Source organism: Rahnella sp. GSA61A (genome assembly GCF_019969905.1).
Taxonomy (GTDB): domain Bacteria; phylum Pseudomonadota; class Gammaproteobacteria; order Enterobacterales; family Enterobacteriaceae; genus Rahnella; species Rahnella aceris.
In genome coordinates, this window is record NZ_JAHXYO010000003.1 from 135,581 (window position 1) to 150,917 (window position 15,337).

Below are 15,337 nucleotides of genomic sequence, written 5' to 3' on the forward strand. Positions count from 1 at the left end.
GGTTTTATCTGATATCATGTAAAATAAAATCTTCTATTTTTTTTCTACTCATCTTCATATTTGCAGTCATAAAATCCGGATTACTTTTAATTGGCTCATTACAGTAGTAGATATATTTTACTTTATAATCCTGTGGTAACGAGAGATTCACACTTTCAATCTTTTTCTGGCATTGTAAAAAATCAGACTCGCTCATATTATTACGCGATACCAACATTGCTGGTGCCCGTTTATCCGCATAAAAAAACACAACTAATTCGCAGTCTATTCCATTTATCTCAAAAGTGTCTTCAATTTCGCTTGGGTGAATTTTTTTCCCGTTATCGAGTATAATGACTTCTTTTGTACGTCCGACGATGTAAAAAAAACCGTCTTCATCCTCAGTCACAATATCACCAGTAACAATGTTGCCATTCGCCAGAAAAATTTCAGTGGATTCTCCATCTGGAAGATCGAAATAGCCTTGGGAAAGTGGCCATGGGCGATTTATCGACAATTCACCGTCCGCATTAATTAGTAAATGTGCCCTGTCCAGCGGCTTGCCAGTACTGCCCGGCTTGTAACTATCAAGGGTACTCCAAGTGATCATTCCGGTCTCAGTGGTACCATAAGCTTCTAACAGCCTAACACCGCCTTGCTCATAGTGGTTAACTGTTGCCCTATCGATCGGTGCCATACCGGTAATACAAAACCTGATATTGCCTCCCATCAATGCATTTAGCGTTACGTCTTTATTCTCACGCATCTTAAAGACCTGTACCACTGTACGGTAAAACACTGGTGGAGCAATCAGAAAGGTTGGTCTGAAGGCCTGCATCGCAGGGAAAACACTCTTGTAATCACACAGGCACAGGCTGGCGTTGCTAAGCAGGCAACCATATACTGACAAACGTTGCTGAAAATTGGCCAAAGGCAAAAATATCAGATGACGGTCTCGCTCACTGAGCTGGTAATCCTGAATAAAACGTTTAATGACGAAATCAGCCCCCTTTTTACTTATAATCAGCCCTTTATCATGGCCAGTAGTCCCAGAGGAGTATACCAATGACAGACAGTCCTGATTAAAGAAGGGACACTCTCCACGTTTGATGATTACTTCATCACCAATTTTTACAGGATTTTCTGCCACGGTAATATCCAGTGCACCCGTGGCAATTAGCAATGGATCATTTGCGATCAGTAATGCCAGCGAATGTTCAGTAAGAAAATCCTCTAACATACTGAATTGAGGTTTTTTATTAAATGCTTTCAATCTAAGCCCACAGCGCATCGTGGCCAAATCCCATAAGAGCCAACTGACAGTATTTTCTGAAAATATCCCTATCAGCGTTCCCTCTGCCAACGATAATGAATCCAGCCATGTGGATAAAAGAATGACTTCAGATTGAAAGTCGCTACCGGTACGGGTGATAAGGCGTCCGCCCTCAAAGAAACTAATTTCCCCCTGCCAGGCAATGTCGGGGTCAGACAACGTTTCGTAAAAATGTTTCATTCATCCCTCCTCGCATTAATTCATTTTTTATCCGCTGAAAACCCTGTTCATTCAGATACAGATTAATTTTCACATTGGTAAGCATGTCATAAGGCTGCATAGCGTTATCCCATTCCACTGTGAGAGAAACTTGCGTCATCACAGGCGTCAGTACACTCAGCCTAAGCTGCCTTATGCAGCTTTTCCAGATGAATCCTTCTGCTGCCGTGGAGACAAAACCGTCCTCCAGCAACCCCGTTAGATTTTTCCAGCAGGCACGGTCATCTCCTAAGTTTCCATAAAAGTTTACCCATTGATCGCAAGGGTAGTGTGTCCGCCCATCACTGAATGGGTCAAACAACGCGGGGTAATCCTGTACCTGCTTTAAAACGTTGTTGATAGGTGTAGGTAATATGAGTTCAAAAGAAGCGTGATTAAGGCTCCAAGTCGCAATATCAATATTATTAATCTTGTTCAAAACACCATCGAGAGTATTGCAAGCTTTTATCAGATTGTGCGGCTGGCTATTTAATGGCGGTTGAACCCGTAGGACATTGAGGTTATACAAACAATAGGAAGAGGTGACATCATTCTCGTAAAGTAAACGTAACGCCAGGCCAACCATAAGCGGAGAGGTAAAATGAATACCGAACATCAATCCATCACCGCTGATTTTGCTGATAAGCAACGGATAATTTTTCGCCAAACGCTTCAGTTCCGGCAGTAACATACCTGAGAGCATGTTGATATGGGCGAGAAATGATGGCGTTGAAGCCGTCCTGAGTACTTGACGTGCGAGCTGGCAACTGACAGGATTTCCTCCAAGACTTGAACCAAATGAGGAAGGATGGTCATTCAGAACACCCCACAGTTCACGCCTAGCGAGCACTGCAGAAATCGGCAAGATGCCACCACCAAATGCCTTGCCTATGCACATAATATCCGGAACGACCTGGTATTTTTGAAATGCGAATAGATGACCAAGACGCCCAAACGCCGTCTGCATTTCATCAAAAATCAGACATGTACCCTGCTGGCGACAGCGCTCTGCAATAAACGGTAAATAGCCTGCGAAAGGTGTGTTGACTCCACCCTCGGCCTGAACAGGTTCGATAATTACAGCCGCTATTTCATCTGTTAATGCCGCATCCAATGCTGCTTTATCCCCAAAGGGGACGATGACAAAGGTATCTGTCATCAAACCCGGATAGACTCGATAATGTTCTTCCCTTCCTGCAGCGCTGAGCGTGGCAATAGTTTTACCGTGAAAACAGTTTTCAAAGGCGATGATTTTTTTCCTGCGCGTCACCGCCATCGCTATTTTAAAAGCGTTATCAATAGTTTCTCCGCCACCATTGGCAAAATAGCAACAGTCAAAATTATTGCCAGTCGCCTCAATCAATTCATCTGCCAGCTTGATAGAGGCCTCTTCAAACATTATCTTTGTACTGTTAATGTTCTTACTGGCTATTGCCTGCCTGAGAGCATCGGTGAATTGAGAGTGGTTATAACCAAATGATTGATTACCATATTGATCAAATAGGGCATAGAATTCACGGCCATTCTCATCCATAACAAATTCGTCCTCGCCGCGCATTTGGATACCGCACCCCATCAGATAAGATAAGCGGGCGTAAGAAGGGTGATTAACTTTTGCCTTTAGCTCTGCTAATAACTGGCGCTGATTTTTTCGCCCTTCAACCTGATGAGTAAAATACAGTTCCGGCTTATCAGTGTCTCGATAAATCGCATAATCATTATAAAAATAATGCAGAAGACGTTTTTGTACACGGCTCCCACGTAGATAAAGACTGTAGGATTGACTAATATCCAGCAATCCAATAATACTGAGAGGTGCTCCAGTAAAACGTGGATCTCTATAGGGATGACAGGCAGCAATGAATCCAATATTTTTATAGTAATAATGTAAATCTTGCTGGGTGCCATCAGCAAAAAAATCGCCAAGAATATGCGTGGCACCTCTATTAACGGCATAAATAAGCGCAGCACGCATCATCGCAGGTCCGAGTTTATCATTGCGTACCGTAGGCAATGATATAAGATGGCCAAATTCGTACAGATGGTGTTGAGGACGACGGTATTTACTCAGATCTGCAAATTCGTCACAGGGTAAACCTATAGGTGAATCAGTAATTACTTTGACCGTAGCTACTGGTTGATTGTCAATTTTTGCAATGATATAAACACAATAATTATCAAACCTGTCAAATGAGGATAAGGTGTCATCAACATGATTTAGACGAGAGGCTTCTTCAACATAAACTTTATGTCTTATTTTAAGCACCTCAGTGAGGTCGCCAGTAGCCTTAATAACCTGCCATTCTATATTATTCATACCATCATCCTCTTCCTGCCTGAAATCGAGCAGCGAAAATAATGCCACTAATAATCAAAAACACTCCGAGCCATTGTACTGGGCTAAGAAGCTCATGCAGTAAAGGTATTGCCATCATCGCAGTTAGTAAGGGAATAAAAGGTGATAATAATGTTGCATGGTTGGCACCTATTTTTCTTATGCTGTAAGTAAATAGCAGCATAGCAACAATGGAACTCCCAACGCCTTGCAAAAGCCCCTGAATTAATATATCTCGCGTAGGAATAGCCGCCAGTTTGCTGAACCCTTGCAGGGAAAGATAAATTGGCACGTATAGTAGTGAAATGACCGATATTGTGGAGGTCAGTTCATAGGAGTCAGCCTGCCACTTCTTTGACAATAAAGTAAAAATTGCCCAAGAAACTCCCGATAAGAAAAACAGAATATCGCCGATAATGACTTGGTGATTCATTTGTAGAACGGAGACACCGGTAAAAATGAACAATCCAACAATGACAGCAGCATAGCTGCCAAGTTTAAAGAGTTTATCCCGCAGGCTTGATTCTTTCGCCAACGTCATTAATGCAACTACACACGGTACCGTACCTGTGTTAATGGCCGCAGCATGAGCTGCAGGAGCGTATTTCAGACCAAAATAGATCAACAACATGTAGGGAATACCTGCCACAATGGCAAGCAGTCCACCCTGCGATAAAGTCAGTACACTGCGCCCTGACGTTTTCCTTAGGAAAAAGAGTGGAAGCAAGAGCATACCGGCAATGCTGTAGCGAATAAATGCAAGTTCATAAATACCAATATTATTTTTAACGCCATATCTAGAGACAAGAAACATTGATGCATAAATTATCACAGCAACGATACCGGCAGAGACCCCCTTAATCCTGTTTTGCAACTTTAGCGATAACTTTGTCTTCAGCACTTTTTTCGTTTCGGATTCCAGATATGACATTTTTCATTGCCTCAATGTACGAATTTTCAGTATAATATTCACCACTTTTTTTCTCATTTACAATTTTTAAATTATGGGCGCAAACATTAGGGTATGAATGATGTTCAATATGATAGTTATTGTGATTGCTAATGTATGACCAAATCAGATTTGTTTTGTAACTTCTCGTATTTTCTGAAATCACCCTGTTGGATTTATCTTTACCAATGTGCTCGGTAACTTCAATAAAAAAATGCAGCGGCTCGCTTATAAAAAACCAAGCGAAAAACCAAGTAAATAAAATATTAACACCCCAAACCTGATATAAAAATATTAACATTAATATAAACAAGAAAATAAAATAATACTCATGTCTAAACTTTCTTTGCTGTCGCTTACTTTTTATAACCTCTGGGTATACTCCCTGAGTAGTATTTATCATTGTCACCATAAATTGAAAAAAACGATTGGCATTAGTAATGCGAGTAAATAACCCACTAATAGTCTTAAGTTGCTCAGATTTATAATCAATTATTTCCTCGTCTTTATCGGTGCCGAGGAAAGTATGATGATGGAGGTGCTGGGCTTGATAGTGTGTATAACTTACTAGCATTGGCAGACCGTAAATGATGCCAAAAAATCGATTAACTTTTATTGACCGATACAAATTATGATGGAGGCACTCATGCTGTAGTTCGACTCCATGCGCGATGACGATTCCCAAAATGACTACTGACAGAAAATATACAAAATCATTGGTTGTAATCACACTAAAAGTAATCGCTGAGCATAATAACATAAGATAAAGTATTGTCTTGAAAGCACTTCTTCTTGCGTTTTTTTTACTTAGAGTCCTGATTTCCTGCTCGGTTATCATCATGAACCTCTGTATTATTTACTGAAGTGAATGATTTTATTGATATTTTAAGTAGGTCACCCAAACGGTATGACAATAAAACATTAAACCATAACAAAATATTAGATCACTTAATGATTAGCTTCATAATCATTATTAACACTATGGTTTCATTTCAACAAATAGCTTTTTCTTATGGCTGACATTTAACTCAATCAAGCTTTAGCAATTAAGGTTATCTTATTGAATCACATCAATTAAATTAAAATTTCATGAGGGTTTTAATAACCATTAAGAGCCAAAATACAGGTAAATCCCCGAACTCTGCATTAAGAGTAACTGCGGCTTTGTTGAATAAATAGGACTTCTGGCTGCAATCAGGATCAGCTCATCATATTCTTGATCCTGTAGCGATATCCCGTGGCAAAACAAAAATTTAATATCAAAAACTGAGCGGCCTACAACAAGGCTCTCGTCAATCGCGGTTCGCTAGTATTCGGCTTGATGACTCGACCATCCAGGTTTGGTACGACGAACCAAAAACCTCTTCGCGTGGTCGTCCGCAATGTTATTCTGAACTGGCTATTTCCACCGTTCTGATGCTCGAACGCATCTTTCGCCTCACGCTGCGCGCCACCCAGGGATTTATTGACTCCATCTTTACGCTAATGAATATCCCGCTCCGCTGCCCGGGCTATTCCTGCGTCAGCAGACGGGCAAAATCCGTCACTATCCCGTTTAAAAACCCTACGAGAGGCGAGATTGCCCGTCTGGTTATCGACTCCGCCGGCTTTAAAGTCTTCGGTGAGGGTGTGTGGAAGGTAAAAAAACACGGCCAGGAAAAGCGCCGCGTCTGGCGTAAACTGCACCTGGCGGTAGACGCCGGTACGCATGAAGTTATCTGCGCTGACCTTTCCCTGAACAATGTGACTGATGCAGAGGCATTCCCGGGGCTTATCCGTCAGACGCACAGGAAAATTCGGGTCGCCTGCGCCGACGGGGCTTATGACACAAAACGGTGCCACGACGAGATAAGGCGCAAGAAAATTATGGCATTTATCACGCCGCGAACGAGGGCCGGTTACTGGCCGGCGGTGTATGCCGACAGAAATCAGGCAGTGGCAAGGCCACGTCTGACGGGGAGCAATGCTTACTGGGAATGGCACACGCTTTACAACCGGCGTTCTGTGGCAGAAACGGCGATGTACCGGGTTAAACACCTGTTCGGTGGGCATCTGACTCTGCGGGATTATGATGCACAGGTTGGAGAAGCTATGGCCATGATCCGTGCCTTAAACAAAATGACGCGAGCAGGCATGCCAGAAAGTGTGCGGATTGCCTGAGGAAGTCAGTGACGGGAGGCGCTTTTATCTAAATCCGATTTATTCAACAAAGCCGTCAGGCTGCATCATTTAGCTCTCCAGATGGAGTACAGATACACCGCGCTCAAAATCACCGCGCCTGATATCGCACCACACTTTGTAATATGATCAGTGTAAACCACAGAGGAATCAGGCTGGCAACACCAAACCCCATGCCCAAACCACTTCCCATTGCACCGAAAAAATCTTCTAGGTTGAAATCCATCTTAACCTCTCTTACTTATTCCACTAATAAACCCGTTGTTTATTATCAACGTGATAATCTTACCCCCTTAAAATAGAAAAACATTAGCGAAGCAAATAAAAAGCCCCGACAAACTTTGTTTTCCGTGGCGGATTGCAAAACTCATCGAGGCCAATCATCAGCGTTACATTTATAACGCGGCGTTTAAAGCGGGAAAGCGTTTAAGTAATTTTGCGAAAAGCTCAGACATCTGCTGTTCCAACGCTAATTCGCTACCCTCGCCTGCCTGCACCGCCGCAAAAACCTGATGCTTAAGGAAGTGACGCCAAACCACCGGGCGCTGCGCGAGGAATGTGGTCAGCAGTTGGTAGCGTTGCGGCGTCCACAGCGTTTCAAACTCACGGCGGGCGCTACCCACGTCAAAGTGCTCCCCGTTACTTTCCGGCATCTGGCTGCGTAAACCCGCAGTGCCAACTTCATCAATCTCGCCCTGCTGTAGCATCACGCCGTACTGCTCTCGCGCGGCCCGTTCGCTGAGAAAACCGCACTGCACATCCTGTAATACCGCCTGCGCGCTGCGATTTTTCGCCAGGCCGTAGCCGCCAGCCCCGGGGCCTTTAATGGCGACTACATCCCCCGGTCCGCAGTGGATCACGTCGGTATTGCCGTGCTCGGTGACGCGTCCGTCGGCGTGTTCAGTGCGGAACCACGAGGTGCTGCCCGCTCTGCCGCCCGCCGCGCCCGCCGAGGAGAACACCGAGCGATTGCGATTGCGGGCGGTAATTGTGGTATTCGGCACGAACACCTCAAACGCCATCTCCGTTGCCAGCCCGCCGCGATACTCCCCTGCCCCGGCGCTGTCGGGCGCCAGCCCGTAGCGGTGGAAACGCACCGGCACTTCCGTTTCATTAATCTCAATCGGCGTATTCTTCAGAAACGCCGACAGGCCGCCGGAGCCATCGGGCCCATCGTGCTTCGGCGTGCCGCCCGCACCGCCGCCAACCGGACCGAGCGAGGCAACCACGCTGCGATTCTGCCCGTCGACAGTGCGGATATTGATGATGGAATTGCCGCCCGGCGAGTTAGCCGGCAGGCGCTCCGGCATTGCCAGAGAAAACGCGCCGACGGTGGCGATCTGCGACATTGCGCAGGTCAGCGAACGCATTCCCACCGCCGCCGGAGCTTCGCAGTTCATAATGGTGCCCGGCGGCAATATTGCCCGCATCGGGCGCAGCGTTCCGGCATTCAGCAGCAGTGAACAGTCAAGGGTGGAGAGCACATAGGTGACGCCGACCAGCGCCAGCGGATGGCGTTCGCGCCCGCCGGTTGGCATATTCAGCGACGACATTAGTTGAGGATCGCTGCCGGTGTAATCCAGTTCCAGCACCTCGCCTTTGACGCGCAGCGTGACGGCGATGCGGCACGGATAGCCGCCCTCGCCGTCTTCATCGGCATAGTCGGCGTAGAAATAGTCGCCGTCGGGAATGGTGCTGATAATGCTGCGCGCCTGCTGCTCGGCGTAGTCGAGAATGCCTTCAATGCCACTGAGGAAGTCGTCGACACCGAAGCGGGCGATGATCTCCTGCACCTTACGCTCGCCGATATTTACCGAAGCGATTTGTGCGTTGAAGTCGCCCCAGTTCTGCTCAGGCGCTCGCACGTTGAGGCGCATAATGCGCGCCACCTCTTCGTTCAGCACCCCGCCGCTGATGATTTTTAGCGGCGGAATGCGGATACCCTCCTGCACGATTTCGGTCAGCGAGCGCGACAGCGAGGCCGGAACCGCGCCGCCAACGTCGGTGTTATGGATATGGCCGACCACAAAGCACACCACCTCACCATGGTGGAACACGGGTTTCCAGATATGGATATCCGGCGAGTGAGTGGCCACATTACCGGCGTAGGAGTCGTTGGTGATGCAGATATCCCCTTCCTGATAGCCGTCGATCAGTTCCAGCACCGGACCGTAGTCGATGCCGCTGTACCACGGCGCGCCGAAGCTGCGCGGTGAGGCGAACGCCATTCCGCTGCGACTGACAATCTGGCAGGAGAAATCCTCCGTCTCTTTAACGAAGGTGGAGTGCGCGGTGCGCATCAGGGTAAACGCCATCGCATCGGCGGCGGCCGCGCAGTAATTGGCGAGAATTTGCAGGTTACGACCATCAATTGCCATGATGCGCTCCGGTTTGCGGGGTAATAATCAGATTGCCGAAGCGGTCGACATCGACCTGCATTTGCGGCGGAACACAGGTGGTGCAGTCATCCTGAGCGATAATCACCGGGCCGCTCAACTGGTGCCCAGTCAGCAGCGAGCCACGCGATACCACACCAACCTGCCACCACTGACCGTCGATCCACGCATTCACTTCACTCAGTACCGTCACCGGCCCGCTGGCCTGCGCAAGGGTGATGAGGCGCGGTTTCGGCGTTGGCGAAGAGAGCACCAACCGCAGGTTAATCAATTGCACTGCCGCGAGCTCGTCATGATGACCGAAAAGGCGGGTGTGATGGGCGTCAAAAGCGGCGCGCACGGCAGCGAGATCTCCCGCCAGCAGCCACGATTCCTGCAGCGCCACATCAATTTCAAACGATTGGCCGCGATAGCGCATATCGGCGGAGAAACTCAGTTGATACGGCAAATCGGCACCGTATTCACGCGCCAGCCAGCCTTTGGCTTCGGTGCGCAAATCCTGCGAGCTGTCCTTCAGGTCTTCAGCCGCCGCCGCCATCAGGTCGCAGTACACCGTGCGGATAAAGTCATTTTTCACATCCGCCACCAGCCCGCCCAGCGCTGACAGCACGCCTGGCGTTGGCGGCACCACCACGCCTTTTAGTTTCAGCTCACGGGCCAGGAAGCAGCCCATCATCGGGCCGGCACCGCCAAAGGCGAGGAAGTAGAACTCACGCGGGTCGAGGCCGAAGCGCGATATCAATCCGCTGGTGTCGCTGTACATGCTGGAGATCGCCAGTGCGATGATGTTTTCAGCCGTTTCTTCAACACTGATACCGAGCGGTGCGGCCAGTTTTTCTACCGCCGCACGCGCCCCAGCCACATCAACCTGCACCGCGTTATAGCCCAGATCGCCGTGCCCGATCAGCCCGCAGGCGGCAAAGGCATCGGTGGCGGTGGCTTCTGTGCCACCGCGCCGGAAGCAAACCGGGCCAGGCAGTGAACCGGCGCTGTCCGGCCCGACCTGCAGGACGCCAAGGCTGTCGAGCCAGGCGATTGATCCGCCGCCCTGACCGACCGAGGTGACCGACACCGATGGGATGTAGATCGGGAAATCACCGATAATTTCCCCGCTGCCGTACTCCGGGCGGCCGTCGATGATGACCGCCACGTCGGCGCTGGTGCCGCCTATATCAAGGCTCAGCAGGCGATCAAAACCGCAGCTTTCGGCAATGTAGCTGGCGCCCATCACTCCGGAAGCGGTGCCGGAAAGCACCATCTGCACGCACTCGGCTTTGGCCTGTGCCAGCCCCATTACTCCGCCGTTGGATTTGGTAATGCGCGGCAGCACCGGCACGCCCATCTCTTTCAGCGCGCGCTCGAACGAGTCCAGATAATGGATCACTTTCGGCTGCACGTAAGCGTTGATCACCGCAGTAATAGTGCGTTCGTATTCGCGAATAATCGGCCAGATCTCGGCCGAGCAGGAGGTCAGCAGGTCGGGGGCGATTTCAGCGACGATCTCGCGCACCTGCGCTTCGTTGCAGCCATTGCGATAGCTGTGCAGCAGCGAGACGACAATGCCCTGGCAGCCGGCGGCCCGTGCGGCATCCACCGCCTCGATCACGCTCTGACGGTCAACCGGCAGCAGTACGTTACCGTCACGGTCGCTGCGTTCTTTGATGGCGAACACGCGGTCGCGGGTGATCAGCGGTGCCGGGCGGCGCGAGAACAAATCGTGGATATGCGGGATTTTCAGGCGCGCCAGTTCCAGCACGTCGCAGAAGCCCTCGGTGGCAAACAGCGCCAGCTTAACGCCCTTGCGCTGGATGACCGCATTCACCCCGACGGTGGTGCCGTGGGTGAAGTAGTGAATATCGGCAGGGTTGATGCCGTCGCGCTGCTGGAATGCCGCCAGCCCGGTGGTGATTTCATTGCCGGGGCTGTCGGGCCGCGACAAGACTTTCAGGGTGCGGATGCTGTTATCGCGCTCGTCGAGCAGCGCAAAGTCAGTAAACGAGCCGCCGATATCGACGCCAACGCGGTAGGTCATGGAGTACGGTCCTCTGGTGGGGTGGGAATAAATTCCATCAATCGTTGTGGCTGTGCCACTGGCTTCCAGCCCGCGCGGCGATAGACGTCGTGCGCGTCGTCGGTCGCCAGCATCCAGCGTTTTATGGTTTTCAGTTCAGGGTGATGGACAATCGAGGCAGCAAACCAGCGCCCTAAGCCTTTGCCACGGTGCGCTGCGTCAATCATCACGTCGCTAAGATAGGCAAAGCGGCTGTAGTCGGTGATCAGGCGGCCAAATCCCACCTGCTGCTGCTGGTAATAGATGCCGAAGGTCATCGATGCGGCGAGGGAGCGTTCGGTCATCTCCAGCGTCTGCCCCTGCGCCCAGTAGCTGTGTTCGGAGATCTGCCCGTGAACCCAGGCAATATCAATTTTTTGCGGGTCGCTGCTTAACAGATAATCATCGCGCTGCCATTCAGCAACGGCAGGCACAAACGGCTTTAGCATAGGGAGCCCTGACTGTTTTCTGATGTTAAAAACAGTGTAAGGCCAATAACGGTGAGAGTTTTTTGGTTGATAAGGGTAAGGACAGCGTTTTGTGGGGAATTGCGGGCGGGCGGGGAAATATTCTGCCGGTGCGATGTTGCATCACGGGCGGACCGAAAAAGAGGTCCGCCCCTACATCTTCCGGGTATGCATAACCTGACAGTCCAGGTGCGGTCATACAACAACCGGCCTGACCAGGTAAAAATTAAAACTCAACCTGCGTATGACGAGCGATCAGCGAGCGTAGCGGGACGCTACTTTTCATAATCGGTGATTTAATCACGATATAACTGAAGTACTTATCGATGCCCACTTTGGCGTCCAGCAGCCCTTCAATCACTTCCTGGTAATGCTCAATACTGCGGGTGATAAAACGCAGCAGATAGTCGTAGCCGCCGGTGATCAGGTGGCACTCCATCAGCTCGTCCACTTCACGGATCGCATTCTCGAACTTGAGGAAATCTTCGCGTCGGTGTCCGGATAGCGTCACTTCGGTAAACACCGTCACCGAATCGGTGATTTTGGTCAGATTAATGTGCGCTTCGTAACCAGTAATAAAACCCGCAGTTTCCAGGCGCTTTACGCGTTGCAGGCAGGGGCTGGGCGAAAGCCCGACTGTATCGGCAAGATTGACATTGCTGATACGACCATCTTTCTGTAGCTGTACCAGAATGTTGATGTCGATACGGTCCAGTTTCATTAAGCCGTTCATAAAACCCCTCATTGGTTCACATCACCCAAATGGTATAGCACGCTTAATCACTGATACGCCAGTGATTTAACATCGCGTGCTATCCGAGCGTAATTATCAATAAATGCAATAATATCAATGAGGAAGAATTATCAGCCCAGGCGCCCCGTGGCGCGTGCAAGTGCGATATCAAAGATATGCAGCGCTTCTTCCAGTTGCGAATCGCTGGTCACCAGCGGTGCGAGGAAGCGCACGGTATTACGGTGCAGGCCGCATTTGATCAGCAGCAGCCCTTCCTGACAGGCACTGTCGAGGATCTTCTGCGTCAGCGCCGCGTCAGGATGTTTGGTTTCGAAGTCGATAATCTCTACCGCCTGCATAAAGCCGATGCCGCGCACTTCGCCGATGCAGGCATATTTATCCGCCAGCTGCTGCAAGCGTGCATTCATCTGCTCGCCGAGCTGGTTGGAGCGCTCCAGCAGATTGTCATGCTCCAGCAGATCCAGCACTGCCAGCGACGACGCGCAGGCCAGCGCATTACCGCCGTAGGTGCCGCCAAGACCGCCAGGTGTTGGCGCATCCATAATCGCCGCTTTACCGACCACACCGGAAATCGGCAGGCCGCCGCCGAGGCTTTTCGCCACGGTCACCAGGTCCGGCACAATCCCGGTATGCTGGAAGGCAAACATCTTGCCGGTACGTCCAAAGCCGGTCTGCACTTCATCGCAGATCAGTAGAATGCCGTGACGCGTGGTGATCTCACGCAGCGCCTGCATAAACGCCGGGGAAGCTGGCAGGAAGCCGCCGTCGCCCTGCACCGGTTCGATAATAATCGCCGCCACGCGCTCCGGCAGGATCTGCACCGCAAACAGCGTATCCAGCGCTTTTAAGCAGTCAGCTTCTGAAATATCGTGGAACGCATTCGGGAACGGCACGCGGTAAATATCGCCGGGGAACGGGCCGAAATTCTGCTTATACGGCTGACTCATACCAGTTAAGGTTACGCCTAATAAGGTACGGCCATGGAACGCGCCATCAAACGCAATAATGCCGGGACGATTGGTGTGCGCACGGGCAATTTTTACCGCGTTTTCTACCGCTTCCGCACCGCTGGTGAAGAACACGCTTTTGAACTCTTCACCAGCACCGACCAGCTTATTCAGGCGCTTGGCCAGTTCGATATAGCCCGGATAGGCTGCCACCTGGAAGCAGGCATGGGACACTAACTGCAACTGCTCGGTCACGGCATTGATCACCGCCGGATGGCTGTGACCGACGTTTAATACGCCGATGCCTCCAACGAAATCTAAATAACGATTGCCTTCCACGTCCCACACTTCAGAACCTTTGCCTTTGGCAATCACAATCGGGTGTGCGGTGACGACGCCACGTGGCACGTTCTCGGCACGGGCGTCCAGTAACAGGGCGTTATCAGAAAATGTCTGCTGCTCAGCCAGTAAATTATGCATTGTATGCCTCATTGACGTGAAGATGAAGAATTGCCCCAACGGGCATCTGCAAAGTATCGCAATAAGCCGGACCATTAAGCTGCCGTTCCGGGAGCGGCAGCGGCATTAACTTTCGTAATTCGGGCTAATCTTTCGGTTAAATTTCAGACCCGAGCGTTTCCTGCACCAGCGCGCAATACCAGCGGATGCCGAACGGGATCAGCGCATCGTTAAAATCATATTCGGAGTGGTGCAGCGGGCGGCTGTCGGCGCTGCCGAGCCACAGATAGGCACCGGGTTTTGCCTGCAACATAAACGAGAAGTCTTCCGAGGTCAGCGCCGGTTTGCGCGCCTCGCCGTGTGCCAGCCCGGCACGCGCCGCAGCACGTAATGCGGTTGCCGCCTGTTCAGCGCTGTTAATGGTTGCCGGGTAGTAACGGTCGTACTGAACGCGTGCCGTCAGGCCATGCGCGGCGGTGACGTGCTGCGCCAGCTCGCGCATACGCTGCTCGATTCGGTCCTGCACCGCGCTGTCAAAGCTGCGTACCGTGCCGCTTAATGTCGCCTGCGATGGGATCATGTTGTGCGAGAAGCCGCCGTTGATGCGCGTCACCGTCAGCACCGCCGGGTCGCACGGGTCGATGTCGCGGCTGACAATGGTGTGCAGCGCCACCACCAGTTCGCTGGTTGCCAGCAGCGTGTCCGGCGTCAGCTGCGGCTGTGCGGCATGACCGCCCCCGCCCTCAACGGTGATCGAGAATGCATCCCCCGCGCCCATAATCGGCCCCGGGCGCGTCTCTACCACGCCGAACGGCAGCTGCGGCCAGTTGTGGATGGCGTAAACCTCATCGCAGGGAAAGCGTTCGAACAGACCATCATCGATCATCGCCTGCGCGCCAGCCAGCCCCTCTTCCGCTGGTTGGAAGATAAAATTCACCGTACCGTCGAACTGCGCATCGGCGGCAAGCGCCTGCGCAGCGCCGAGCAGCATCACCGTGTGGCCATCATGACCGCAGGCGTGGCAGACGTTCGTCTGCTGGCTTTTCCACGGCTGCGTGCCATTATCCTCCATCGGCAGCGCATCCATATCGGCACGCAGGCCGATGGCACGTGGGCGGGTTCCGCGCTTCAGCACGCCGACCACGCCGGTTTTGCCGATGCCCTGATGTACTTCCAGCCCCAGCCGGGTAAGAAACTCCGCCACCAGCCCGCTGGTGCGGTGCTCCTGATAGCCCAGCTCCGGGTGCTGGTGAAGATCGCGCCGCAGCGCGACTAATGCTGCAATATCCATA

11 protein-coding genes and 1 pseudogene are annotated in these 15,337 nt (G+C 51.1%); 1 reads left to right on the forward strand and 11 read right to left on the reverse strand.

The genetic code is table 11. The features are described from left to right. Positions 1-4: 4 nt before the first annotated feature. From LC431_RS04915 to LC431_RS04930, 4 genes are read right to left on the reverse strand one after another with little or no spacing between them, the layout of a single operon-like run. Positions 5-1,492: an AMP-binding protein gene (locus tag LC431_RS04915; protein WP_217158948.1), complete on the reverse strand. Its 1,488-nt coding sequence runs from the start codon at positions 1,490-1,492 to the stop codon at positions 5-7. Further along, complete coding sequence (locus LC431_RS04920) at positions 1,464-3,827, reverse strand: aminotransferase class III-fold pyridoxal phosphate-dependent enzyme (RefSeq protein ID WP_217158947.1); 2,364 nt, start codon at positions 3,825-3,827, stop codon at positions 1,464-1,466. Before LC431_RS04920 ends, LC431_RS04915 begins: the two co-directional genes overlap by 29 nt. A gap of 4 nt (positions 3,828-3,831) precedes the next feature. Then, the gene (locus LC431_RS04925; RefSeq protein WP_217158944.1) at positions 3,832-4,776 is read right to left on the reverse strand and encodes a DMT family transporter; all 945 of its coding nucleotides are present in this window, start codon (positions 4,774-4,776) and stop codon (positions 3,832-3,834) included. Further along, a complete protein-coding gene (locus LC431_RS04930) occupies positions 4,703-5,635 on the reverse strand; it encodes a fatty acid desaturase (RefSeq protein ID WP_223509343.1) in 933 nt (310 codons plus the stop codon). The genes LC431_RS04925 and LC431_RS04930 overlap by 74 nt, the downstream gene beginning before the upstream one ends. Positions 5,636-6,031: 396 nt before the next feature. Between LC431_RS04930 and LC431_RS04935 the strand changes: the two are divergent. Beyond that, positions 6,032-6,954, forward strand: a pseudogene (locus tag LC431_RS04935) (IS5 family transposase). A gap of 109 nt (positions 6,955-7,063) precedes the next feature. Here the strand turns inward: LC431_RS04935 and LC431_RS26285 are convergent. From LC431_RS26285 to LC431_RS04965, 7 genes are all read right to left on the reverse strand, one after another. Next, positions 7,064-7,198 (reverse strand): hypothetical protein, encoded by a 135-nt coding sequence (locus tag LC431_RS26285; protein ID WP_255611155.1) that lies wholly within the window; start codon positions 7,196-7,198, stop codon positions 7,064-7,066. A 169-nt stretch (positions 7,199-7,367) separates the two neighbouring features. Beyond that, entirely contained in the window at positions 7,368-9,350 is a 1,983-nt protein-coding gene (locus LC431_RS04940) for a hydantoinase B/oxoprolinase family protein (protein ID WP_223509344.1), read from the reverse strand. Next, positions 9,340-11,400 carry a hydantoinase/oxoprolinase family protein gene (locus LC431_RS04945; protein WP_223509345.1) on the reverse strand — a complete coding sequence of 687 codons (2,061 nt, stop codon included), beginning with the start codon at positions 11,398-11,400 and terminating at the stop codon, positions 9,340-9,342. The genes LC431_RS04940 and LC431_RS04945 overlap by 11 nt, the downstream gene beginning before the upstream one ends. Then, positions 11,397-11,867 (reverse strand): GNAT family N-acetyltransferase, encoded by a 471-nt coding sequence (locus LC431_RS04950; protein ID WP_223509346.1) that lies wholly within the window; start codon positions 11,865-11,867, stop codon positions 11,397-11,399. Before LC431_RS04950 ends, LC431_RS04945 begins: the two co-directional genes overlap by 4 nt. A gap of 244 nt (positions 11,868-12,111) precedes the next feature. Continuing rightward, on the reverse strand, positions 12,112-12,618 hold the full coding sequence (locus tag LC431_RS04955; protein WP_013202841.1) for an Lrp/AsnC family transcriptional regulator: 507 nt from the start codon (positions 12,616-12,618) through the stop codon (positions 12,112-12,114). Positions 12,619-12,749: 131 nt separating this feature from the next. Further along, positions 12,750-14,066: a 4-aminobutyrate--2-oxoglutarate transaminase gene (gene gabT, locus LC431_RS04960; protein WP_223509347.1), complete on the reverse strand. Its 1,317-nt coding sequence runs from the start codon at positions 14,064-14,066 to the stop codon at positions 12,750-12,752. A gap of 136 nt (positions 14,067-14,202) precedes the next feature. Continuing rightward, complete coding sequence (locus LC431_RS04965) at positions 14,203-15,330, reverse strand: M20 aminoacylase family protein (RefSeq protein WP_223509498.1); 1,128 nt, start codon at positions 15,328-15,330, stop codon at positions 14,203-14,205. Positions 15,331-15,337: the final 7 nt, after the last annotated feature.

Bases quoted from the DNA above. Each gene is read 5' to 3' on its own strand.
- LC431_RS04925 (WP_217158944.1), bottom strand. From the start codon at position 4,776: ATGTCATATCTGGAATCCGAAACGAAAAAAGTGCTGAAGACAAAGTTA.
- LC431_RS04915 (WP_217158948.1), bottom strand. From the start codon at position 1,492: ATGAAACATTTTTACGAAACGTTGTCTGACCCCGACATTGCCTGGCAG.
- LC431_RS04940 (WP_223509344.1), bottom strand. From the start codon at position 9,350: ATGGCAATTGATGGTCGTAACCTGCAAATTCTCGCCAATTACTGCGCG.
- LC431_RS04955 (WP_013202841.1), bottom strand. From the start codon at position 12,618: ATGAACGGCTTAATGAAACTGGACCGTATCGACATCAACATTCTGGTA.
- gabT (WP_223509347.1), bottom strand. From the start codon at position 14,066: ATGCATAATTTACTGGCTGAGCAGCAGACATTTTCTGATAACGCCCTG.
- LC431_RS04920 (WP_217158947.1), bottom strand. From the start codon at position 3,827: ATGAATAATATAGAATGGCAGGTTATTAAGGCTACTGGCGACCTCACT.
- LC431_RS04930 (WP_223509343.1), bottom strand. From the start codon at position 5,635: ATGATGATAACCGAGCAGGAAATCAGGACTCTAAGTAAAAAAAACGCA.
- LC431_RS04950 (WP_223509346.1), bottom strand. From the start codon at position 11,867: ATGCTAAAGCCGTTTGTGCCTGCCGTTGCTGAATGGCAGCGCGATGAT.
- LC431_RS04945 (WP_223509345.1), bottom strand. From the start codon at position 11,400: ATGACCTACCGCGTTGGCGTCGATATCGGCGGCTCGTTTACTGACTTT.
- LC431_RS26285 (WP_255611155.1), bottom strand. From the start codon at position 7,198: ATGGATTTCAACCTAGAAGATTTTTTCGGTGCAATGGGAAGTGGTTTG.